Below are 22,560 nucleotides of genomic sequence, written 5' to 3' on the forward strand. Positions count from 1 at the left end.
ACCGCCCCCACCCACACCTACACCCCACCTACGTGGTCGTACGACGCCTCCGCGCCCCCGGCCGCCGCTCACTGGGCCGAGTAACCGGATCCCCCGCCTCCACAGCGGAAGCACGCCGCCGCAACCCGAAGTCCGCCAACGCCTCAGCCAGCTTCAGCACGGAAGGCTCCGGAGCCATCACATCAACCCGCAGCCCATGCTCCTCCGCGGTCTTCGCCGTGGCCGGCCCAATACACGCGATCACCGTCACGTTATGAGGCTTACCGGCGATACCAACCAGGTTCCGCACAGTGGACGACGACGTGAAGAGAACGGCATCGAAGCCACCCCCCTTGATCGCCTCCCGGGTCTCCTGCGGCGGCGGCGACGCCCGCACCGTCCGATAGGCCGTGACGTCATCGACCTCCCAGCCCAGCTCGATGAGTCCCGCCACCAACGTCTCCGTGGCGATGTCGGCCCGAGGCAGGAAAACTCGGTCGATCGGATCGAAGACCGGGTCGTACGGCGGCCAGTCGTCCAGCAACCCGGCAGCGGACTGCTCACCACTCGGCACCAGATCGGGCTTCACCCCGAACGCGACCAACGCCTTGGCGGTCTGCTCACCCACCGCCGCGACCTTGATCCCGGCGAAGGCACGAGCATCGAGCCCGTACTCCTCGAACTTCTCCCGCACGGCCTTGACCGCGTTCACGCTCGTGAAAGCGATCCACTCATAACGCCCCGTGACCAGCCCCTTGACCGCCCGCTCCATCTGCTGCGGAGTCCGAGGCGGCTCGACGGCGATCGTCGGCACCTCGTGCGGCACGGCCCCGTAGGACCGCAGCTGGTCGGAGAGCGACGCCGACTGTTCCTTCGTACGCGGCACCAGGACCCGCCACCCGAACAGGGGCTTGTTCTCGAACCACGACAGCTGCTCGCGCTGGGCGGCAGCGAACCGCTCGCCGACGACGGCTATCACGGGCCGGCCACCGTCGGGCGACGGCAGCACCTTGCCCTGCTTGAACGTCTGGGCGATGGTCCCCAGCGTCGCCGACCAGGTCCGCTGACGCGTCGTGGTCCCGGCGATCGTCACGGTCAACGGGGTGTCCGGCTTTCGCCCGGCCGCGACCAGCTCGCCGGCGGCGGCAGCCACCGAGTCCAGGGTGGTCGAGACGACGACCGTCCCGTCGGAGGCCCCGACCTCGGTCCAGCACCGGTCCGAGGCCGTACGGGCGTCCACGAACCGGACGTCCGCGCCCTGCGCGTCCCGCAGCGGCACACCCGCGTACGCGGGCACACCCACGGCGGCCGCGACACCCGGGACCACCTCGAAGGGAACGCCCGCGCGGGCGCACGCCAGCATCTCCTCGGCGGCGTACGCGTCGAGCCCGGGATCCCCGGACACCGCACGCACGACCCGCCTGCCACCCCTCGCGGCCTCCATGACAAGATGTGCGGCATCCCGCACAGCGGGTACACCAGCGCTTGTTGACGCGCCGTCAACAACCGCTAGTTGAGGCGTGCCTGTGCCTGGATACGTGCTGCCAATAGGCGTGTCCAATTCGGTGTTGAGCTCGGCTACGCCTTGTCTGGCGTGCGTGCGTACGACGTCGAGCACCTCGTGCTCGGCGACCAGTACGTCCGCGTTGGCCAGCGCCTCGACGGCGCGCAGAGTCAGTAGTCCCGGATCCCCGGGTCCGGCACCAAGAAAGGTGACGTGCCCGTGGTCCGGACCGGCGGGAAGGGTGGTGGGGCTCACTGTGCTCGCTCCCCCATCAGACCGGCCGCGCCCTTGGCAAGCATCTCGGCTGCGAGTTCACGGCCGAGCGCCATTGCTTGGTCGTACGTCTCGGGCACGGGACCGGTGGTGGACAGCTGCACCAACGTCGAGCCGTCGGTCGTGCCGACGACGCCGCGCAGGCGCATCTCCTTGACAATCTGCCCGTCGGCCAGCAGGTCGGCCAACGCCCCCACAGGGGCGCTGCAACCGGCCTCCAGGGCGGCGAGCAGTGACCGTTCGGCGGTCACGGCGGCCCGGGTGTCCGGGTCGTCGAGCTCGCCGAGTGCCGCGATCAGGTCAGAGTCGTGGGAGGTGTTCCCCGCTCTGCACTCGATCGCCAGGGCCCCTTGGCCAGGGGCAGGCAGAACCATGTCGACCGACAGGAAGTCGGTCACTTCGTCGGCGCGCCCGATGCGGTTGAGCCCGGCCGCGGCCAGGACAACGGCGTCCAGGTCACCGCTGCGCACGAACCCGATCCGGGTGTCGACGTTCCCGCGGACCGGAACGACCTCGACACTCAGCCCATGGGCACGCGCGTACGCGTTCAGCTGGGCCGTGCGCCGGGTCGAACCCGTCCCCACCCGCGCGCCGGGCGGCAGGTCGGTGAACTTGAGGTCGCCGCGCGCCACCAGGACGTCACGAGGATCCTCGCGCTCCGGTATCGCGGCGAGCACCAGGTCGTCGGGCTGCGCGGTCGGCAGGTCCTTCAGCGAGTGCACCGCGAAGTCGACCTCCCCGCGCAGCAGCGCCTCGCGCAGGGCGGTCACGAAGACGCCCGTGCCGCCTATCTGGGCGAGGTCCTCACGGGACACATCGCCGTACGTCGTGATCTCGACGAGCTCGACGGGCCGCCCGGTGAGCCGGTTCACGGCGTCGGCGACCTGCCCGGACTGGGCCAGGGCGAGTTGACTCCGCCGGGTCCCAAGTCTCAGCGCTCCTCGCGCCGGCCCTCGTACTGGCTCACTCATGCTCGCCCTCGGTTCTCGGCGTTCGCCGGGGTGTTCTCGTCGGCCCGCTCCGCCCGGGAGACGGAGGCGACCGTCTCCTGGTCGAGGTCGAACAGGGTGCGCAGCGCGTCCGCGTACCCGGCGCCGCCGGGCTCGGCCGCCAGCTGCTTGACCCGTACGGTCGGCGCGTGCAGCAGTTTGTCGACCACGCGCCGCACGGTCTGGGTGATCTCGGCCCGGTGCTTCTCGTCGAGCCCGGGGAGCCGTCCGTCGAGCCGGGCGATCTCACCGGCGACGACGTCGGCGGCCATGGCGCGCAGCGCGACGACGGTGGGGGTGATGTGGGCGGCCCGCAGGGCGGCCCCGAAGGCCGCGACCTCGTCGGCGACGATCCGCCGGACCTGGTCCACGTCGGCCGCCATCGGGACGTCCGCGGAGGCTTCGGCCAGCGTCTCGATGTCCACCAGCCGCACTCCGGGCAGCCGGTGCGCGGCGGCGTCGACATCCCGGGGCATCGCGAGGTCGAGCAGCGAGAGCACGGCCGGGGGTCGCACCACGTCGGCCACCGCCTCGGGGCGCCGCCGCTCGGGAATCCGCCCGAGGGTGGCCGCGGTCAGGGCGAGCGCGGCGATCAGCTCACGGTCGTCGTCGGGCGTACGCCGCGCGGCGTCCCGCCGGTCGACGGTGCCGTTGTCGACCCAGGCCGCGTGCTGCTCCAGCGTCGCCGCGTCCATTCCGGCGACGGCGGCCTCGCCCATCACCGAGAACCCGGCCGACTCCTGCACAGCCTGCCCGGCCTGGCCGGTCTGCCCTGTCTGGCTCGTCTGTACGGCGGCCAGGTCCAGCGGACAGCCGTCGTCGGTGCCGATGCTGGTGGGCGGCAGGACTCCGGGTACGTCACCCGTCGCGACCGTACGAAGGGACAGCCCGGCCTCGTCCGCCGGTACCCGGCCCTCGACGGCCGCGGCGATGGCCTCGGCGGTGAGGACGAGCCCGGTCGCGCCGGTACAGGAAACGGCTATATCGGCACGTGTCAGCTCGAACGGCACCGATTCCATCGGAACCGCGCGCGCGACCACGGACGCGACCGCACCCCCGGCACCGCTCGGACCACGGTTCTCGTTGATGATCTGCGCGAGCCGCTCGGCGCGGTCCGGCGTGCGGTTGGCGACGACGATCTCGGCGACCCCGAGCCGCGCGAGCGTGGCGGCGGCCAGGGAGGACATGGACCCGGCACCGATGACCAGGGCCTTCTTGCCCACGGCCCAGGACTCCACCGAAACCCCGGCGCCCTTGCCTCCCGCCAGCTGCTGGAGCCCGAAGGTGACCAGCGACTGCCCGGCCCGGTCGATACCGGTCTCGGAGTGGGCACGCTTGCCGACCCGCAGCGCCTGCTGGAACAGGTCGTTCGTCAGTCGGCCGGCGGTGTGCAGGTCCTGCGTGAGAGCGAGGGAGTCCTTGATCTGCCCGAGGACCTGTCCCTCGCCGACGACCATGGAGTCGAGCCCGCAGGCGACGGAGAACAGGTGGTGGACGGCCCGGTCCTCGTAGTGCACGTACAAGTAGGGAGTGAGTTCGTCCAGGCCCACCCCGCTGTGCTGGGCGAGCAGTGTGGACAGCTCGGCGACACCCGCGTGGAACTTGTCCACGTCCGCGTACAGCTCGATGCGGTTGCAGGTGGCGAGCACCGCGGCCTCGGCGGCCGGTTCGGCGGCGACGGTGTCCTGAAGCAACTTGATCTGCGCGTCCTGGGACAGCGCGGCCCGCTCGAGAACACTGACGGGAGCACTGCGGTGGCTCAGCCCGACGACAAGGAGACTCATGCCGGCATCACGGCGGGAACGTCCCCGTCAGGCCCTTCGCCCCGCCCGCCACCACTACCGCCACCACTAACGCCACTGCGGCCACGCCCCTTGGCAGCGACCGCCGCGACGGCGTCGGCCGCTGCGACAGCGTCGGCGGCGGCAGCTGCCGCGTCGGCCTCCTCGCCCGCCTTGCGCTGCTCGTGGAAAGCGAGGATCTGCAGCTCGATGCTGAGATCGACCTTGCGTACGTCGACGCCGTCCGGGACGGTCAGCACGGTGGGCGCGAAGTTGAGAATGGAGGTCACACCGGCGGCGACGAGCCGATCGCACACGGGCTGAGCGGCACCGGCGGGGGTGGCGATAACGCCAATGGACACACCGTTGTCCGCGATGATCCTTTCCAGATCATCCGAGTGCTGCACCGGAATACCCGCGACGGGCTTTCCCGCCATGGCGGGATCGGCGTCGATGAGGGCGGCCACCCGGAATCCACGGGAGGCGAAGCCGCCGTAGTTCGCGAGGGCGGCGCCGAGATTACCGATGCCGACGATCACTACCGGCCAGTCCTGGGTCAGGCCCAGCTCACGCGAGATCTGATAGACGAGATACTCGACGTCGTAGCCGACCCCACGCGTTCCGTAAGAACCCAGGTAAGAGAAGTCCTTGCGCAGCTTCGCGGAGTTGACCCCCGCGGCGGCCGCCAGTTCCTCGGACGAGACCGTGGGGACCGAGCGCTCCGACAGTCCGGTCAGCGCACGGAGGTACAGCGGAAGCCTGGCGACTGTGGCCTCGGGAATCCCTCGGCTGCGGGTCGCCGTTCGGTGAGTTCGGCCAGTTGCCACGGTGCTCCTGCGGGTAGCGCGGGGCTGCAGGCGGTCACACGTTCCTGGACCGCCCCGTCGAGTGCAGGCTATGTCTTTGTGAACGCGTGCACAAAGATGGTGTCCGATTTGCCCACCCAACGTGACCGGGGTCACGCACCCCCGGCGCACGCGTGCGGAACCGGCACACAGGCACCGTCTTCCCTCGCCGTCACAGGCACCGTTCGGGGGCAAAACCTCACACACTCCTCATGAATCCCGCCCCCGAGATCTGAACCGCACTCGATCCTAAGCGACTTTCCGGACCACCTGGACTGCTCGGTCAGCACTTGGTCAGAACTGGACCACCGGTTAATCGACCGGGAATCTATGTGAGGGCTTTGCGAAGACGTTCTTCGTTGACACGCCAGAACGTGTGCTGGGCGCCGTCGATGAGCACGACCGGGATCTGCTCCCAGTACTCACGATGGAGTTCCTCGTCCTGAGTGATGTCCTTCTGTTCCCAGGAAACCCCAAGATCGGCACACACCTTCTCGACAACTCCCTGTGCGTCATCACACAAATGACAACCGGGCTTCCGGATGAGCGTGACGAGCCGGGACTGTGACGTACGACGGTCGACGCGCCGAAAGAGGGGACTCATACACCCATTGTCCCGCGCCCGCCGGAGAGGCGAAGGGAGCGCCGAACGGCGCGGCATCCCCCACCTCGTGGCGGGCCGACGGCAGTTGTTTAACTGCGCGGTCGCGGAGAGTTCACAACCTCCAAACCTCTCGACTCCGGAAGCACCGAACAAACTGGCTATGCTCACGCCATGGCCGCTCTCGGATGGCTCACTCCCCGTAGGCGCTCCGCCACGGCGCGGAGCGTGTTGGCAGGCGAGGCCTCGGCGGAGGCAGCGCGCAAATCCTCCCAGGAGCTGGAGGAACTGGCGCATGCGCCGGATTCGACCGGCACCGAGGAGGAACCGGCTGAGCCGGCGTTCCCCGTCCTCGGCGACGTGCGTGCCGCCGCGTTCTTCGACCTCGACAACACCGTCATGCAGGGCGCCGCGATCTTCCACTTCGGCCGGGGCCTGTACAAGAGGAAGTTCTTCGAGACCCGCGACCTCTACCGGTTCGCCTGGCAGCAGGCGTGGTTCAGGCTGGCCGGCATCGAGGACCCCGAGCACATGCAGGACGCGCGGGACTCCGCCCTCTCCATCGTCAAGGGCCACCGTGTCTCCGAGCTGATGTCGATCGGCGAGGAGATCTACGACGAGTACATGGCCGAACGCATCTGGCCGGGCACGCGCGCACTGGCCCAGGCACACCTGGACGCGGGCCAGAAGGTGTGGCTGGTGACGGCGGCCCCGGTGGAGATCGCCACGGTCATCGCCCGCCGCCTCGGCCTCACGGGCGCGCTGGGCACGGTCGCCGAGTCGGTGGACGGCGTGTACACGGGCAAGCTGGTGGGCGAACCCCTGCACGGCCCGGCCAAGGCGGAAGCGGTACGCGCCCTGGCCGCGGCGGAGGACCTGGACCTCACCCGCTGCGCGGCCTACAGCGACTCGCACAACGACATCCCCATGCTCTCCCTGGTGGGCCACCCCTACGCGATCAACCCGGACACCAAGCTCCGCAAACACGCCCGCCGCCTGGACTGGCGCCTACGGGACTACCGCACCGGCCGCAAGGCAGCAAAGGTAGGCATCCCGGCAGCAGCCGGCGTAGGAGCGGTAGCCGGCGGCACAGCAGCAGCCATCGCCCTCCACCGCCGCCGCCGCTGACCCCCTGAACTGCTCACCCCCGGCCCGCCCGTCGCTCGAGGACAAGGGCCGTTCAGACCCACCTTCTTTCCCACCCACCCGCCCCCACCGCGTCCACAGCCCAGGCCGCACCCCGCCAGAGCAAGGCCGCACTTCCAGCCCAGGCCCGCACCTCCAGCCCGTCCGGCGCATGAGGACAGAGCCCACCCCGCCCGAGCCTCCTCCTCCCCAGCGCCGGCCCGCACCTCCAGCCCGTCCGGCGTTTGAGGACGAGGCCCCTTCAGGGCCGGAGGGGGTCTGGGGGCGCAGCCCCCAGGGACAGGATGGGACGGGTAGGGGCGGCGGGGGCGAAGAAAAATCCGTTCGCCCCCCAATCCCCCGTAACCCCGCCACCAGTCCCGTTGGCCGTACACAGCCACAACACGCCCCGAGCGAAGCTCAACTCGGCCTTAATCGATCAACAACCTGTCACTCTGCGGCACTTGAACGGGCGCCAATAGGTAACAGAAGCGACGTAATCGATGATTTGAGCAACCGGGTGTAGCAGCACCTGTACGAAGCGTTATTCTCCTCAGACGCAAACCGGTACCCCTCCGTCGCCACGACGGGTGAACGGTCCCGCACTGCACGTGATGGAAGCTCTGCCTCTGGGAGTCCCGTGTACCCACACGTCGGGGTTGACGCCTCGGGCCTGGCTACGCTGCGCGCAACGGTCCTAGACCTGTTGCGCGGCTTCGTCCCCACCGCGTACGCCGTCCCCGCATTCGCCACCGCCGCACCACTCGGCCCGTGCTACGCACTGGCCGACGGCACCGCCGCGGTCGGCAGACGAGGCCGTGCGTCCGGCGCCGCCACTACTCGCCGCCCCGCGGCGGACAGTGACAGCGCCCGCATGATGGACCTTGTCGAGCGTGCCCAGGCCGGTGAGGCCGACGCTTTCGGCCGCCTTTACGACCAGTACAGCGACACTGTGTACCGGTACATCTACTACCGGGTGGGCGGAAAGGCCACCGCCGAGGACCTGACGAGCGAGACGTTCCTGCGCGCCCTGCGCCGCATCGGAACGTTCACCTGGCAGGGCCGCGACTTCGGCGCCTGGCTGGTCACCATCGCCCGCAACCTCGTCGCCGACCACTTCAAGTCCAGCCGTTTCCGGCTCGAAGTGACCACCGGCGAGATGCTGGACGCCAACGAGGTCGAGCGCTCACCGGAGGACTCCGTCCTGGAGTCCCTCTCGAACGCCGCTCTCCTCGACGCCGTGAAGCGTCTCAACCCCCAGCAGCAGGAGTGTGTGACCCTGCGCTTCCTCCAGGGGCTGTCCGTCGCCGAGACCGCGCGAGTGATGGGCAAGAACGAGGGCGCCATCAAGACCCTCCAGTACCGCGCCGTCCGCACACTCGCCCGGCTCCTCCCGGAAGACGCGCGCTGAGCACCGTACGAGGTACTCCGCGCATCTCCACCAGGACACCCCCACCCCCGCACTACACCCGCACCCGCACCCGCAGATCACCGGGAGCGCCCCACCCCGCCCCACCCTGCGGACTCGCCCCGCTTCCGCCTGCCCGGAAACCGCACACTCAGCGACCACCAACTCACCTTCCGTGAAAGTCCGTTGAGTTCGCGGTCCGATCATCCGCCGTCCGTAACCCAAGTGCCGCGCCACTCGTTGTGCGGGATACAGGCTCCCTGTGGTCACTCCCTGGCCGTCTTCGATCACCCGATCGAGTTGATGCGGTCAGGGATGTGCAACCCTCAGGACCCCCTGGGGAGCCGACCGTCATGACGAGAGGAGGTGCCGCCAGTGATCGCGAACGTTTCGGCGCACCGGCGGGCGAACGCCTTCGCCCAGGACCTGGAGCAGCTGTCCGACCGGGACTCGGCGGCCGAGCAGCCCGAAGGACCGGCACCGGACGCTGCACCGGAACCGGCCCTGGCTCCCGCGGAACGGGCGGACCACCAGGCGGACCACCGGGCGGAACAGACCGAACCGAGCCGACTGGTGGCCCTCGCGACCGGTCTCGGCGAGCTGCCCAAACCGGTGCTCGACCCCGCGGTCAAGGTCGTCCACCGGGCCCAGCTGGTGGCCGCGATGGAGGCCATGCTGCGGGACGGCACGGTACCGGGCGGCCGGGCGGCGGACCCTTTGGTGCCGGAGCAGCGCTCCCGCGCCAAGGGAGGTGCTCACCGGGCGAGCGGCCTGGGGAAGTTGCGACCCCGTACGCGACTGACGAAGGGTCTCGCCGCCGGCGGACTCAGCGTGGGTGTGGCAGCGGGAGCCTTCGGCGGCGTCGCCGCTGCCAGTTCCGACGCCCTGCCCGGTGACTCGCTGTACGGCCTCAAGCGCGGCATCGAGGACATCAAGCTCAACTACCTGACCGACGGCGCCGGCGAACGAGGCCAGGTCTACCTCGACCAGGCCTCGACACGGCTCAACGAGGCCCGTCGGCTGATGGAGCGCGACCGCGCCGGCCAGCTCGACCACGAGTCGCTCGGCGAGATCCGCCGCGCCCTCTCCGGTATGGGGCACGACGTGTCGGAGGGCCACCGCCTGCTGCACGAGGCCTACCAGCACGACCCCGACTCCCTGGGCCCCATCCAGGCCCTGGACGCCTTCTCCCGCTCGCACCGCGAGGCCTGGGGCGCCCTGCGCGACCGTCTCCCCCTGCAGCTGGGGGACGTGAGCCAGGAGGTGTCGTCGGTCTTCGACGCCATAGACCAAGAGGTCGCCCCCCTCCAGTCCCTGCTTCCGAAGCCCCCCACCCGGAGCGGCGGAAGCGGCAGTGGTGGCGGGGGAGGCCAACGGCAGGGCTCCGGGCCGGGGTCGAGCACGAGCTCGTCCGGTTCCGACCGGCCGGCCGCCCCCAGCAACACCGGCGGCGACTCCACCGACAGCCGCGAGTCCAGCAGCGGCAAGCCCAAGCCGTCCGCGTCCGGCGCCGACAACGACGGCCTGCTCGGCGGCAACACCGGCGGCCTCCTCGACCCGCCCGAGGAGAACGGCACGGCGTCCCCGTCGCCGACCACCCCGTCCAACGCCGAGCCCGACGTCACGCTCCCGCCGCTCCTCCCGGGCCTGCTGCCCGGCCTGGGCATCGACAGCGAGGACGCCGGCTAGCGCGGTCAGCCGTACGAGATTCGGGGGCGCCCTTCGCAGGAAGGGCGCCCCCGAACACGTACAGCCGTCATCCGTAGGCGAACCGGCGTACCGGCGTCAGAAGAAGACCGACCGCCGCTGCACCAGCAGCTTGTACAGGGTGTGCTGGATCTGCTCCCTGACCTGGTCCGTCAGGTTGAACATCAGCATCGGGTCCTCGGCCGCCTCCGGCGGATAGCCGTCCGTACGGATCGGCTCGCCGAACTGGATCGTCCACTTCGTGGGGAGCGGGATCGCGCCCAGCGGGCCCAGCCACGGGAACGTCGGAGTGATCGGGAAGTACGGGAAGCCCAGCACCCGGGCCAGCGTCTTCGCGTTGCCGATCATCGGGTAGATCTCCTCCGCCCCGACGATCGAGCACGGGATGATCGGCGCGCCCTGCCGCAGTGCCGTCGACACGAAGCCGCCACGCCCGAAGCGCTGCAGCTTGTACCGCTCGCTGAACGGCTTGCCGATGCCCTTGAAGCCCTCCGGCATCACCCCGACCAGTTCGCCGCGCTCCAGGAGCCGTTCCGCGTCCTCGGCGCAGGCCAGCGTGTGACCGGCCTTGCGGGCCAGTTCGTTGACCACCGGCAGCATGAAGACCAGGTCCGCCGCGAGCAGCCGGAGATGGCGCCCCGCCGGATGGTTGTCGTGCACGCCGACCTGCATCATCAGGCCGTCCAGCGGCAGCGTCCCGGAGTGGTTGGCGACGATCAGGGCACCGCCCTCGGCGGGGATGTTCTCGATGCCCTTGACCTCGACCCGGAAGTACTTCTCGTACAGCGGGCGCACCATCGACATCAGGACCTGGTCGGTGAGTTCGGCGTCGTAGCCGAACTCGTCGACCTCGTAGTCGCCGGTGAGCCGGCGCCGCAGGAAGGACAGCCCGCCCGCGATCCGGCGCTCCAGGCCGCCGACTACGCCGCCGTGCGGGGAGGACGACGGGGACTGGTGCCCCGGCTGGTCCTGCGACTCCTGGGGCTCCTGCGACTTCTGGGGCTCCTGGGGCGGCTGTTGGTCTCGTGTCACATGGACATCATCCTGCCGGCGGCCCAGTCCCGGCAGGGGCTGGACCTCGTGAATCACCGCCGGTTCGCCCTTGCGCCGGCCGCTCCCCCCGCCTCCCCCGCTCCGGCGGCGCGACGGCCGCGGGACGGCGCCCGTGCGGGACCTGTCGTCGTCGAACGGAATGACCTTGGCATCCGCCATCGTTGATGCGCTCCTCGGTTGGCGCTCTGCTTCGGTGGGCTGTTCCGTCAGGTCGCTTGCGCGGCTGTCCCGGTCGTCGTGCCCGTCCCGCCTGTCGTGGCCTGCGTACGGCCGCGGCCCGCGAAGGGGACGAACGGCAGCGCGGCGATCCGGTCGACGACCCCCGCGAGGGCCTCCGGCGGCAGCAGACCGGGACCACGGACACGCGCGAAGTCCTCGAACGTCCCGGCTGTGGTGAACTTCGGCCGATAGCCCAGGGTCTCGCGCATCTGGTTCGTCGCCACGACCCGGCCGTGCGTGAGCAGCCGGATCTGCTCGGGCGAGAAGTCCGTCACCCCCAGCGTACGTACCAGCGAGCCGGCCCAGTTGACCGCGGGCAGCAGCAGCGGCACGGTCGGACGGCCGAGGCGCCGGGAGCACTGCGAGAGCAGCAGGACTCCGTCGCCGGCGATGTTGAACGTGCCGCTGTTGAGCGTTCCGCGTTCCGGCTCGTGCGAGGCGATGCGCAGGACCTCGATCACGTCGTCCTCGTGCACGAACTGGAGCCGCGGGTCGTAGCCGAACACGGTCGGCAGGACCGGCATCGCGAAGTACTGGGCGAGCGGCGAGTCCGCGGTCGGCCCCAGGATGTTGGCGAAGCGCAGCACCGCCACCGCGACGTCGGGCCGCCGCCGGGCGAACCCGCGCACATACCCCTCGACCTCCACCGCGTCCTTCGCGAAGCCGCCGCTGGGCAGCGACTTGGGCGGGGTGTTCTCGGTGAAGACCGCCGGATCGCGGGGCGCCGACCCGTACACGTTCGTACTGGACTTCACGACCAGCCGCTTCACCGTGGGCGACTTCTGACAGGCGCCCAGCAACTGCATGGTGCCGATGACGTTGGTCTCCTTGACCATGGCCCGGCTGCCGCTGCCCAGCGCGATGCCCGTCACGTCCAGATGGACGACCGTGTCGGCGTTCGTCTCGGCGAGCACCCTCGCGATGGTGGGCTGCCGGATGTCTGCCTGGACGAATTCGGCGCCGCCCAGATGGTGCTCGGGGGGAACCGCGTCCACGCCGATGACTCGGTCAACCTGGGGGTCACGCTGGATCCGTCGGACGAACCGGCCCCCCAGCTGACGGGCCACTCCGGTCACGAGCACGACCTTGCCCAAGATCAGCGCCTTCCTTCCAGCAATGTTCCCGTCCGCGTCCGCTTCCGTGTTCCCCGTGTGTGGAGCCCAACCTAGCGGGTTGTTGTTGCGCTGTGATGACCGCCCGCTGCGTGACGTCACGAGGACGCACACAGACGGGTCAAACGGATCAACACGACCGTGGCCCCCCACCGATATCGGTGGGGGGCCACAGCCTTCACACTCGCTCTCGCTCGCGTTTCAGCGGCGTCGAGGAGCGGTAGCGGTCCTGGTCTCGCGACCGGACCGACTACCTACTTCTTGTTGCGACGCTGAACACGCGTGCGCTTCAGCAGCTTGCGGTGCTTCTTCTTGGCCATCCGCTTGCGCCGCTTCTTGATAACAGAGCCCACGACTACCCTCGCTCACTTCTCATCACTCGGCGTTGGGCGCCATGGGCCCATACGACCTACAAGGGGCCAGCCTACCCGTCCGAGCGCTGAGGTCGTAATCGAGGGCAATCGAGGAGATCGGACGAGATCAGGAGGGACCCGGTAAAGCCCTGAGGGTCCCCATCCGCCCCCTGTCGACCGCCGTCAGGCTGTCTCCACCCCCACATAGCTCTCGCGGAGGTACTCGTGAACCGCTTGTTCGGGGACACGGAAGGACCGCCCCACCCGAATCGCGGGCAGATGACCGCTGTGCACCAACCGGTACACGGTCATCTTCGACACTCGCATCACCGAGGCGACTTCCGCCACGGTAAGGAACTGAACCTCGTTCAGAGGCCTCTCGCCAGCTGCAGCCATGACACACCTGAACCTTCCGCACTCGACCCGGCCACCGGCTTCCCCTTCCGGTGACTCTTCGTCGCTGCGTGCTCACTCCCCAATGTAGGGGCGGGTGATGCGAGTGGGGAAGAGGTGCACCCATCGGCGGCCTACTGTGACAGACACGCTCGATTGAGTACGTAGCGGGTAATCGGCCGGTAGTAATCGGACCGCACAGCGTCATCAAGTGGAACGACGACGGACACGCGCCCCTCGGCCCATCCGACGAACAGTGCGGGATCGTCCGTATCGGCCAGCCCGATGGCCTCGAACCCCAACTGACCTGCGCCGCAGACCCATCCGTGGTCCCCGATCACCAGCTCCGGGAGCGTTCCGCCGGCCTCTGCGGCGGCGGCCAGAGCGGTCCGAACGGGGAGGGGAGAGTGCGTGTGTGCGCCGGGCTCACGCCGGGTGGCCCCAGCACGCGGTTCCCGGGCGAGGGCGACCCCTCGTACGTAGTCGAGGTTGTACGTGCGTAGACCGAACCGGGTCGTTATGTCGACAGAGCTACCCTGCGCCGGGGTGAGGACAGCACATCCCGCCGCCGACAGAGCGTCCGCCAACGCGGCGTAGAAACCGAGCAGTCGGTGCGGGTGACCGGTGCCCAGGAGTACCGGGGCACGGCGACGCGCGACTGCGGAGAGTCGCTCGGCGAAGGCGTCGAGGGCGACGAGGGTCCGTTCCGGATCGATCACATCCCACCCGGAGACGCACTGCGGATCGGGCGAAACCCCACATCTGTCGGCCATCAAACCGATCAGATCCCGTTGCTGCCAAGCCTGTTCGGGATCGAGTCCGATCAGCGCCCGCGGATCACGAGCGGCGAACAGCCGATAGCTCCGCAGACTCTCCTCCCGCGAGGTGGCCACGGGCCCGGCGAGACGGGCCGCCAGGAGATGGGCGCGGAGGGCGCCGGCGCTCAACACGAAAGCGATGGTGACGGACGGCGGCACCGGGCACGGCGGGAACGCCGAAAACACCGCACAGTTGGCGTAATACCGCGAACCACACCCCCGGACAGCCTGTTACACGGATGACAGGACCGTGACAACAACGACCGCAACTGTCCTGTGCGTTCCCTTGTCTCATCTCACGTGTGCGGCACCAGCCGGCCGACCACCGGTATCCACGCCCCGCACACACCGACCGTCACCACCACAGGGGGAACACCATGAAGCTGTCCCGTCGTACCGCCGCCACGGCCACCGCGCTCGCCGCCCTCAGCCTCGTAGGCACGGCCGTCGCCACCGCCCCGGCCTCCGCGGCGGCTGAACCCGGCGCCTACAACGGAGCCTGCGGCACCGGATACCGCGTCCAGAACGTGCTGGACGTGAAGTCGTCCCAGACCAACGTCATCGGCGTGCTGTACGTCACCTACAGCCGTACCGACCACAAGCACTGCGCTGTCCTTGTCCGCACCAAGCCGGGCACCCGCCTGTTCATGGAGGTCACCCTCGACACCGCGCCCTCCTCCGGAGCCCCCGCGAAGGACTACGGCTCCTTCAAGGAGTACGCGGGACCGGTCTACGTGGACTCCGTCACGGCCAACGACCCGTGCCTGGAGTGGAGCGGCTCGATCGACATCTACTACAACAGCGAGATCGGTTACTGCGCCTGATCGCCTGCCGACCCGACCGGGCGGGCCGCGCCCTACGCCAGCAGCCCACGCAGCGGGAACACGGCCCGCCGAGCCGCCACGACCGCCTGGTCGAGACGGTCGGCGGGGTCGTACCCCGACTCCCAGTCGGCGTAGGCCACCGGCCACCGCCCGTCCGTCATCCGCGCCGGCGCCAACTGCCGCGTACGCGCGAACACTTCCTGCCGCCACCCCTCCGGGATCATCGCCGTCGGCTCGACGGCCCGACCCGCCGCGATCGCCACCAGATGCGTCCAGGACCGCGGTACGACCTCCACCACCGCGTAGCCGCCACCGCCCAGGGCGACCCACTTCCCGTCGGCGTACTCGTGCGCGAGGTCGTGACAGGCGACCTGCACCGCCCGCTGCGCGTCCAACGACACGGCGAGATGCGCGAGCGGGTCCTCGAAGTGGGTGTCGGCCCCGTGCTGGGTGACCAGCACCTGCGGCCGGAAGTCGGCGATCAGCTCGGGCACCACCGCGTGAAAGGCCCGCAGCCACCCGGCGTCCCCGGTCCCCGCCGGCAACGCGACGTTGACCGCGCTCCCCGCGGCCGGGCCTTCCGCCCCCGTCTCCTCGGGCCACCCCGTCTGCGGGAACAGTGTGCGCGGATGCTCGTGCAGCGAGATGGTCAGCACCCGCGGGTCCTCCCAGAACGCGGCCTGGACCCCGTCCCCGTGATGCACGTCCACATCCACGTAGGCGACGCGCTCGGCCCCCAGCTCCAGCAGCCGGGCGATGGCCAGCGAGGCGTCGTTGTAGATACAGAACCCGGACGCGCCGCCCGGCATCGCGTGATGCAGACCGCCCGCGAAGTTGACGGCGTGCAGAGCCTCTCCGCGCCACACCGCCTCGGCGGCCCCGACCGACTGCCCCGCGATCAGCGCGGACACCTCGTGCATCCCGGCAAAGGCCGGATCATCGACGGTCCCGAGCCCGTACGCCGTGTCGGCCGCCCCCGGATCGACGGACGCCGCCTTGACCGCCTCGATGTAGTCCTCACGGTGCACAAGCCGCAGGGTCGACTCCCCGGCGGGCTTCGCCGAGACCACGTCCACTTCCCGGTCGAGCCCGAAGGCGTCGACGAGTCGCCGGGTCAGGGCGAGCCGGACCGGATCCATCGGGTGATCCGGGCCGAAGTCATAGCCCGTTACTGCCTCGTCCCACATCAGCTGTGCGCGGCCGCTCATGCCCGTCACCGTATCCGGCCAGTCCCGGATCGAACGACCCCGCGTACTTCAACGTCACCAGGACCAACACCATCGGTACGAGCATCGCCCCGCGGTAGCTCCACAGATCACCCAAAGCCCCCACCAGCGGCGAACCGACCAGGAAACCGACGTAATTGAAGATGTTGAGTCGCGCCACGGCCGCGTCCGAGGCCCCGGGGAACAGCCGCCCGGCGGCGGCGAACGTCTGCGGCACGATCACACACAGCCCGAGCCCCAGCAACGTGAACCCGAGCATCCCGACCCACGCCCCGGGCGCCACGGCCACGACACCGAACCCGAGCGCCGCCAGCATCGCCCCCACCCGCACGACGGCCACGGCCCCGAACCGCCGTACCCCGACATCCCCGATGGCCCGCCCGACGAGCGTGGTGCCCATGTAGACGTTGTACGGAAGGGTCGCGAGCTGCTCGGAACTCCCGAGCACGTCCTGCAGATACTTCGCACTCCAGTTGGAGACCGTCGAGTCCCCGATGTAGGCGAACGTCATCACCAGACACAGCGGCAGCAACAGCCTGAAGACAAGGGCACCCGAGTCGGCCCCCGCAGGGGGCGCGTCACTCGGCACCGCGTCGGACTGCCCGTCCCGCGCGTCGGCATACCACCGGCTTCCGACCAGCGCGGCCGGCAACAGCACGGCAACGACAGGCAGATAGGACACGAAGAGGGCGAGATGCCAGTGCGCGCCGACCCAGGCCAGCGAGGCCCCGACTATCCCACCCAGGCTGAACGCCGCATGGAACCCCAGCATGATGCTGCGCCCGTACGCCCGCTGCAGACTCACCCCGAGCATGTTCATCGAGGCGTCGAGCCCACCGACGGCCAGCCCGAACGCCCCCAGCGCCACAGCCAGTTCGGCGACATGGTCCCCGGCGCCGACAGCGAGCAGCGCCAGGAGCACGACGGGCTGCGCCCACCTCAGTACGAGACTGGGGCGCACCCGCTTCACCACCTGCTCGGAGCACACGCTGCCGACCCCGGCCAGCACTGGCACGGCGGCCAGGAAGATCGGCAGCATCGCGTCGGAGATGCCGTACCGGTCCTGGATGGCCGGGATCCGTGTCACGAGCAGCGCGAAGGCGGCGCCCTGAGCAAAAAAGCTGAACGCCAGCGAGGCCCTACCGCGCCGCAGCACATCTGTCATGGCGGCGAGCGTAGGGCCCCGGCTTACTCGTGGGTAGATGATTCCGAAGATGAATTCCGCTCACCTTTGATCTCACCCGGCAATGACATCCATCCGGACACGGTGAGCCACGACACCACCACGCTTGGTGCCGGAACAGGCCTCAACACCAGCGTCCGTGCCGTCGCCACCGCCCTCGCGCTGACGGGCGACCTCTGCGCGAAGCATCAGCTTCATGGGCTCGACAGCGAGCGCACCGCCGACGAGAACTCCCAGCAGCATCGCCCCGACCATCACGACGGTGCCGAGCCAGACCATGGTGTCGACGGAGAGGACGTACACCCCCACGATCCGCGCGACGCACTCCCCCAGCAGCACCACACCCCACACCACCGAGAAGGTCCGCTCGGCCCGCCGAAACCGGGGGGACCCACTGACCAGCCGCTCCCAGGCGGCGATCCGCTCGGCATCCCCCCTGAGGAGGAACGGCTTCATCCCCTCGGTCATCATCGGCCGCCCCAGCCGGACCGACACCAGCACGCCGATCCCGATGACACTGCTGATCCCGCTGTCCTTCACCAGCATCAGCCGCGCGTCCCCGGCGACAAAGCTGAGCAGCACCCCCGCGACATTGACCACGAGGATGAGCGCGGCCATCGCGTTGACCGTCCGCCGCCGGACCACACTCCACCCGGTCCGCACCGCCGGAACTGCACTGCTCCACCCGAGGGCGGCGACGGCGCTCATCCCGAGCCCGTTCCTGAACACGTAGTACGACCCGACAGGCACCGCCACGTCGAGGACCAGCGGCAGAAGGCTCCGTCGAAGGGAGGCCGAGTTCGTCGTCACTGTTGTCATGCCTCAAGCCTCGCGGTCACCCCCACCCCGCCAACAGAAACGAACGTCCAGAGCCTGGCATGACAATTGTCAGCGCCACCGCATGCCCGGCCTCAAACGAGCAGGTCAGCCAACTCGCACATGCTGCCGAAGAGTTGAGTGGCCCCGACCAGCCGCTCGGCGGGAGTCATGGCGGTGAACCCGAGCACCTCCATCCCGGCGGCCACAGCGGCCCGCACCCCCAACGGACTGTCCTCCACCACCACACACCGGTCGGCCGCCACCCCCATGCGTTCCGCCGCGTGAAGAAACAGATCGGGCGCCGGCTTGCCCCGCCCCACGTCCTGCGCACTGAAGACCCGCTCCGCGTCGAACCACCGATCGAGCCCGGTAGTCCGATGCCCCACCCGAATCCGCTCATGACTCCCGGAGGAAGCCACACAGTACGGGACTCCGTCGGCCACCAACTTCTCCAGTACGTCCACCACGCCGACCACCGGCTGCAACTCCCGCTCGAAGGCGGCGAACACCCGACTGTGAAATACGTCATCGAAGTCGTCCGGCAACCGCCGCCCGCTGCGCTCTTCCACCAGATCGTGTACACGGTGCATGGCCGAGCCCATGTAGTCGCGCAGGGAGTCCTCGTACGAGGTCGGATGCCCGAGTTCGGTGAGATAGGCGGCCAGAAGCGTGTTGGAGATCGCCTCACTGTCGACGAGTACACCGTCGTTGTCGAAGATGACAAGGTCATAGCGCATAACTGGACCCTAAATGCCGAACGACCGGAAACACAGAAAAGCCCCGGACCGGTTTCCCGGTACGGGGCTTTTCGCAATATTTGTTCGGCGGTGTCCTACTCTCCCACAGGGTCCCCCCTGCAGTACCATCGGCGCTGTGAGGCTTAGCTTCCGGGTTCGGAATGTAACCGGGCGTTTCCCTCACGCTATGACCACCGAAACACGGTGAAACACATATCAACCGCACCACCCCCCATAACCAACGGGGGTGGGGTTGTTCGTGGTTTCAGAACCAACACAGTGGACGCGAGCAACTGAGGACAAGCCCTCGGCCTATTAGTACCAGTCACCTCCACCCGTTACCGGGCTTCCAGATCTGGCCTATCAACCCAGTCGTCTACTGGGAGCCTTAACCCATCTAGTGGGTGGGAACACTCATCTCGAAGCAGGCTTCCCGCTTAGATGCTTTCAGCGGTTATCCCTCCCGAACGTAGCCAACCAGCCATGCCCTTGGCAGGACAACTGGCACACCAGAGGTTCGTCCGTCCCGGTCCTCTCGTACTAGGGACAGCCCTTCTCAATGTTCCTGCGCGCGCAGCGGATAGGGACCGAACTGTCTCACGACGTTCTAAACCCAGCTCGCGTACCGCTTTAATGGGCGAACAGCCCAACCCTTGGGACCGACTCCAGCCCCAGGATGCGACGAGCCGACATCGAGGTGCCAAACCATCCCGTCGATATGGACTCTTGGGGAAGATCAGCCTGTTATCCCCGGGGTACCTTTTATCCGTTGAGCGACGGCGCTTCCACAAGCCACCGCCGGATCACTAGTCCCGACTTTCGTCCCTGCTCGACCCGTCGGTCTCACAGTCAAGCTCCCTTGTGCACTTACACTCAACACCTGATTGCCAACCAGGCTGAGGGAACCTTTGGGCGCCTCCGTTACTCTTTAGGAGGCAACCGCCCCAGTTAAACTACCCATCAGACACTGTCCCTGATCCGGATCACGGACCCAGGTTAGACATCCAGCACGACCAGACTGGTATTTCAACGACGACTCCACAGACACTGGCGTGCCCACTTCACAGTCTCCCAGCTATCCTACACAAGCCGAACCGAACACCAATATCAAACTATAGTAAAGGTCCCGGGGTCTTTCCGTCCTGCTGCGCGAAACGAGCATCTTTACTCGTAGTGCAATTTCACCGGGCCTATGGTTGAGACAGTCGAGAAGTCGTTACGCCATTCGTGCAGGTCGGAACTTACCCGACAAGGAATTTCGCTACCTTAGGATGGTTATAGTTACCACCGCCGTTTACTGGCGCTTAAGTTCTCAGCTTCGCCACACCGAAATGTGACTAACCGGTCCCCTTAACGTTCCAGCACCGGGCAGGCGTCAGTCCGTATACATCGCCTTACGGCTTCGCACGGACCTGTGTTTTTAGTAAACAGTCGCTTCTCGCTGGTCTCTGCGGCCACCCCCAGCTCGGAAAGCAAGTTTCCTCACCGGTGATGGCCCCCCTTCTCCCGAAGTTACGGGGGCATTTTGCCGAGTTCCTTAACCATAGTTCACCCGAACGCCTCGGTATTCTCTACCTGACCACCTGAGTCGGTTTAGGGTACGGGCCGCCATGAAACTCGCTAGAGGCTTTTCTCGACAGCATAGGATCATCCACTTCACCACAATCGGCTCGGCATCAGGTCTCAGCCTTAATGTGCGACGGATTTGCCTATCGCACGGCCTACACCCTTACCCCGGGACAACCACCGCCCGGGATGGACTACCTTCCTGCGTCACCCCATCACTCACCTACTGCAGGTCTGGTCCGTCGGCTCCACCACTCCCCCTTGCCCGAAGGCTCCGGGGCGGCTTCACGGACTTAGCATCGCCTGGTTCAATGTTTGACGCTTCACAGCGGGTACCGGAATATCAACCGGTTATCCATCGACTACGCCTGTCGGCCTCGCCTTAGGTCCCGACTTACCCTGGGCAGATCAGCTTGACCCAGGAACCCTTAGTCAATCGGCGCACACGTTTCCCACGTGTGTATCGCTACTCATGCCTGCATTCTCACTCGTGAACCGTCCACCACTAGCTTCCGCTGCAGCTTCACCCGGCACACGACGCTCCCCTACCCATCCCAGCAGGCGTTGGCCCTATTGCTGGAATGACACGACTTCGGCGGTACGCTTGAGCCCCGCTACATTGTCGGCGCGGAATCACTAGACCAGTGAGCTATTACGCACTCTTTCAAGGGTGGCTGCTTCTAAGCCAACCTCCTGGTTGTCTGTGCGACTCCACATCCTTTCCCACTTAGCGTACGCTTAGGGGCCTTAGTCGATGCTCTGGGCTGTTTCCCTCTCGACCATGGAGCTTATCCCCCACAGTCTCACTGCCGTGCTCTCACTTACCGGCATTCGGAGTTTGGCTAAGGTCAGTAACCCGGTAGGGCCCATCGCCTATCCAGTGCTCTACCTCCGGCAAGAAACACACGACGCTGCACCTAAATGCATTTCGGGGAGAACCAGCTATCACGGAGTTTGATTGGCCTTTCACCCCTAACCACAGGTCATCCCCCAGGTTTTCAACCCTGGTGGGTTCGGTCCTCCACGAAGTCTTACCTCCGCTTCAACCTGCCCATGGCTAGATCACTCCGCTTCGGGTCTTGAGCGCGCTACTGAATCGCCCTATTCGGACTCGCTTTCGCTACGGCTTCCCCACACGGGTTAACCTCGCAACACACCGCAAACTCGCAGGCTCATTCTTCAAAAGGCACGCAGTCACGACGCACCAAGTAAACTTGGCGCGCGACGCTCCCACGGCTTGTAGGCACACGGTTTCAGGTACTATTTCACTCCGCTCCCGCGGTACTTTTCACCATTCCCTCACGGTACTATCCGCTATCGGTCACCAGGGAATATTTAGGCTTAACGGGTGGTCCCGCCAGATTCACACGGGATTTCTCGGGCCCCGTGCTACTTGGGTGTCTCTCAAACGAGCCGCTGATGTTTCGACTACGGGGGTCTTACCCTCTACGCCGGACCTTTCGCATGTCCTTCGCCTACACCAACGGTTTCTGACTCGCCTCACAGCCGGCAGACTGTGAAAGAGAGATCCCACAACCCCGCACACGCAACCCCTGCCGGGTCTCACACGTATACGGTTTGGCCTCATCCGGTTTCGCTCGCCACTACTCCCGGAATCACGGTTGTTTTCTCTTCCTGCGGGTACTGAGATGTTTCACTTCCCCGCGTTCCCTCCACACACCCTATGTGTTCAGATGTGGGTGACAGCCCATGACGACTGCCGGGTTTCCCCATTCGGAAACCCCCGGATCAAAGCCTGGTTGACGACTCCCCGGGGACTATCGTGGCCTCCCACGTCCTTCATCGGTTCCTGGTGCCAAGGCATCCACCGTGCGCCCTTAAAAACTTGGCCACAGATGCTCGCGTCCACTGTGCAGTTCTCAAACAACGACCAACCACCCACCACCCCACCCACACGGGCGAGTTCACTGGGGCCGACACTGAAGGCGACCGTTTCCGGCCGTACCCTCAGACACCCAACAGCGTGCCCGGCCCTCTCACCGCTTCCCTCAACGTTCCACGCCCCGAAGGACAGTACTGGAAGG

The 22,560-nt window shown here is 67.6% G+C and carries 18 protein-coding genes and 2 rRNA genes; 4 read left to right on the top strand and 16 right to left on the bottom strand.

Annotated elements, in window-relative coordinates; all coding sequences use genetic code 11:
* Nucleotides 1-28: 28 nt before the first annotated feature.
* The 5 genes from OG241_RS23960 to OG241_RS23980 form a co-directional block, all read right to left on the bottom strand.
* Nucleotides 29-1,738, bottom strand: coding sequence for a uroporphyrinogen-III synthase (locus OG241_RS23960; protein ID WP_405817731.1), 1,710 nt, complete (start codon nucleotides 1,736-1,738; stop codon nucleotides 29-31).
* On the bottom strand, nucleotides 1,735-2,727 hold the full coding sequence (gene hemC, locus OG241_RS23965) for a hydroxymethylbilane synthase (protein WP_405817733.1): 993 nt from the start codon (nucleotides 2,725-2,727) through the stop codon (nucleotides 1,735-1,737). The genes OG241_RS23960 and hemC overlap by 4 nt, the downstream gene beginning before the upstream one ends.
* Nucleotides 2,724-4,529 carry a glutamyl-tRNA reductase gene (locus tag OG241_RS23970; protein ID WP_405817735.1) on the bottom strand — a complete coding sequence of 602 codons (1,806 nt, stop codon included), beginning with the start codon at nucleotides 4,527-4,529 and terminating at the stop codon, nucleotides 2,724-2,726. The genes hemC and OG241_RS23970 overlap by 4 nt, the downstream gene beginning before the upstream one ends.
* Nucleotides 4,526-5,353 (bottom strand): redox-sensing transcriptional repressor Rex, encoded by an 828-nt coding sequence (locus OG241_RS23975; protein ID WP_405817737.1) that lies wholly within the window; start codon nucleotides 5,351-5,353, stop codon nucleotides 4,526-4,528. The genes OG241_RS23970 and OG241_RS23975 overlap by 4 nt, the downstream gene beginning before the upstream one ends.
* 346 nt (nucleotides 5,354-5,699) lie before the next feature.
* Nucleotides 5,700-5,975, bottom strand: a complete 276-nt coding sequence (locus OG241_RS23980) for a glutaredoxin family protein (RefSeq protein ID WP_405817739.1) — start codon at nucleotides 5,973-5,975, stop codon at nucleotides 5,700-5,702.
* Between the two features lie 171 nt (nucleotides 5,976-6,146).
* Between OG241_RS23980 and OG241_RS23985 the strand changes: the two genes are divergently transcribed.
* The 3 genes from OG241_RS23985 to OG241_RS23995 all read left to right on the top strand — a co-directional run bounded on the left by OG241_RS23985 (nucleotide 6,147) and on the right by OG241_RS23995 (nucleotide 10,194).
* Nucleotides 6,147-7,100: an HAD family hydrolase gene (locus OG241_RS23985; protein ID WP_405817741.1), complete on the top strand. Its 954-nt coding sequence runs from the start codon at nucleotides 6,147-6,149 to the stop codon at nucleotides 7,098-7,100.
* Nucleotides 7,101-7,737: 637 nt separating this feature from the next.
* Nucleotides 7,738-8,508 carry an ECF subfamily RNA polymerase sigma factor, BldN family gene (locus OG241_RS23990; protein WP_405817743.1) on the top strand — a complete coding sequence of 257 codons (771 nt, stop codon included), beginning with the start codon at nucleotides 7,738-7,740 and terminating at the stop codon, nucleotides 8,506-8,508.
* A 372-nt stretch (nucleotides 8,509-8,880) separates the two neighbouring features.
* Nucleotides 8,881-10,194 (top strand): DUF5667 domain-containing protein, encoded by a 1,314-nt coding sequence (locus OG241_RS23995; RefSeq protein WP_405817745.1) that lies wholly within the window; start codon nucleotides 8,881-8,883, stop codon nucleotides 10,192-10,194.
* Between the two features lie 96 nt (nucleotides 10,195-10,290).
* Here the strand turns inward: OG241_RS23995 and OG241_RS24000 are convergent, their stop codons facing one another.
* The 5 genes from OG241_RS24000 to OG241_RS24020 all read right to left on the bottom strand — a co-directional run bounded on the left by OG241_RS24000 (nucleotide 10,291) and on the right by OG241_RS24020 (nucleotide 14,292).
* The gene (locus OG241_RS24000; RefSeq protein WP_405817747.1) at nucleotides 10,291-11,424 is read right to left on the bottom strand and encodes a lysophospholipid acyltransferase family protein; all 1,134 of its coding nucleotides are present in this window, start codon (nucleotides 11,422-11,424) and stop codon (nucleotides 10,291-10,293) included.
* A 47-nt stretch (nucleotides 11,425-11,471) separates the two neighbouring features.
* Nucleotides 11,472-12,578 carry an NAD-dependent epimerase/dehydratase family protein gene (locus OG241_RS24005; RefSeq protein ID WP_405817749.1) on the bottom strand — a complete coding sequence of 369 codons (1,107 nt, stop codon included), beginning with the start codon at nucleotides 12,576-12,578 and terminating at the stop codon, nucleotides 11,472-11,474.
* 272 nt (nucleotides 12,579-12,850) lie between these two features.
* Entirely contained in the window at nucleotides 12,851-12,949 is a 99-nt protein-coding gene (locus tag OG241_RS24010) for a 30S ribosomal protein bS22 (RefSeq protein WP_003948845.1), read from the bottom strand.
* A gap of 183 nt (nucleotides 12,950-13,132) precedes the next feature.
* Nucleotides 13,133-13,345, bottom strand: a complete 213-nt coding sequence (locus tag OG241_RS24015; protein ID WP_004984898.1) for a helix-turn-helix domain-containing protein — start codon at nucleotides 13,343-13,345, stop codon at nucleotides 13,133-13,135.
* Nucleotides 13,346-13,476: 131 nt separating this feature from the next.
* Complete coding sequence (locus OG241_RS24020) at nucleotides 13,477-14,292, bottom strand: phosphatase (RefSeq protein WP_405817751.1); 816 nt, start codon at nucleotides 14,290-14,292, stop codon at nucleotides 13,477-13,479.
* Nucleotides 14,293-14,537: 245 nt separating this feature from the next.
* On the opposite strand from OG241_RS24020, the gene OG241_RS24025 reads away from it, so the two are divergent.
* The gene (locus OG241_RS24025; RefSeq protein WP_405817753.1) at nucleotides 14,538-14,984 is read left to right on the top strand and encodes a hypothetical protein; all 447 of its coding nucleotides are present in this window, start codon (nucleotides 14,538-14,540) and stop codon (nucleotides 14,982-14,984) included.
* Nucleotides 14,985-15,016: 32 nt separating this feature from the next.
* Here the strand turns inward: OG241_RS24025 and OG241_RS24030 are convergent, their stop codons facing one another.
* The 6 genes from OG241_RS24030 to OG241_RS24055 form a co-directional block, all read right to left on the bottom strand.
* Nucleotides 15,017-16,192, bottom strand: coding sequence for an acetoin utilization protein AcuC (locus OG241_RS24030; protein ID WP_405817755.1), 1,176 nt, complete (start codon nucleotides 16,190-16,192; stop codon nucleotides 15,017-15,019).
* Nucleotides 16,143-17,375 (bottom strand): MFS transporter, encoded by a 1,233-nt coding sequence (locus OG241_RS24035; RefSeq protein WP_405817757.1) that lies wholly within the window; start codon nucleotides 17,373-17,375, stop codon nucleotides 16,143-16,145. The genes OG241_RS24030 and OG241_RS24035 overlap by 50 nt, the downstream gene beginning before the upstream one ends.
* Before the next feature lie 72 nt (nucleotides 17,376-17,447).
* Nucleotides 17,448-18,203 carry a VC0807 family protein gene (locus OG241_RS24040; protein ID WP_405826405.1) on the bottom strand — a complete coding sequence of 252 codons (756 nt, stop codon included), beginning with the start codon at nucleotides 18,201-18,203 and terminating at the stop codon, nucleotides 17,448-17,450.
* A gap of 101 nt (nucleotides 18,204-18,304) precedes the next feature.
* Entirely contained in the window at nucleotides 18,305-18,949 is a 645-nt protein-coding gene (locus OG241_RS24045; RefSeq protein ID WP_405817759.1) for an HAD family hydrolase, read from the bottom strand.
* A gap of 82 nt (nucleotides 18,950-19,031) precedes the next feature.
* Nucleotides 19,032-19,148, bottom strand: a 5S ribosomal RNA gene (gene rrf / locus OG241_RS24050).
* 96 nt (nucleotides 19,149-19,244) lie between these two features.
* Nucleotides 19,245-22,367 (bottom strand): 23S ribosomal RNA (locus OG241_RS24055).
* Between the last annotated feature and the right edge of the window lie 193 nt (nucleotides 22,368-22,560).

Origin of the sequence: Streptomyces sp. NBC_01390 (assembly GCF_045040105.1) — a bacterium.
GTDB lineage: Bacteria > Actinomycetota > Actinomycetes > Streptomycetales > Streptomycetaceae > Streptomyces.

Coding starts and splice junctions, on each gene's coding strand:
- OG241_RS23970 (WP_405817735.1), bottom strand. CDS start 4,529: ATGAGTCTCCTTGTCGTCGGGCTGAGCCACCGCAGTGCTCCCGTCAGT.
- hemC (WP_405817733.1), bottom strand. CDS start 2,727: ATGAGTGAGCCAGTACGAGGGCCGGCGCGAGGAGCGCTGAGACTTGGG.
- OG241_RS23980 (WP_405817739.1), bottom strand. CDS start 5,975: ATGAGTCCCCTCTTTCGGCGCGTCGACCGTCGTACGTCACAGTCCCGG.
- OG241_RS24045 (WP_405817759.1), bottom strand. CDS start 18,949: ATGCGCTATGACCTTGTCATCTTCGACAACGACGGTGTACTCGTCGAC.
- OG241_RS24000 (WP_405817747.1), bottom strand. CDS start 11,424: ATGGCGGATGCCAAGGTCATTCCGTTCGACGACGACAGGTCCCGCACG.
- OG241_RS24035 (WP_405817757.1), bottom strand. CDS start 17,375: ATGACAGATGTGCTGCGGCGCGGTAGGGCCTCGCTGGCGTTCAGCTTT.
- OG241_RS24025 (WP_405817753.1), top strand. CDS start 14,538: ATGAAGCTGTCCCGTCGTACCGCCGCCACGGCCACCGCGCTCGCCGCC.
- OG241_RS24030 (WP_405817755.1), bottom strand. CDS start 16,192: ATGAGCGGCCGCGCACAGCTGATGTGGGACGAGGCAGTAACGGGCTAT.
- OG241_RS24015 (WP_004984898.1), bottom strand. CDS start 13,345: ATGGCTGCAGCTGGCGAGAGGCCTCTGAACGAGGTTCAGTTCCTTACC.
- OG241_RS23985 (WP_405817741.1), top strand. CDS start 6,147: ATGGCCGCTCTCGGATGGCTCACTCCCCGTAGGCGCTCCGCCACGGCG.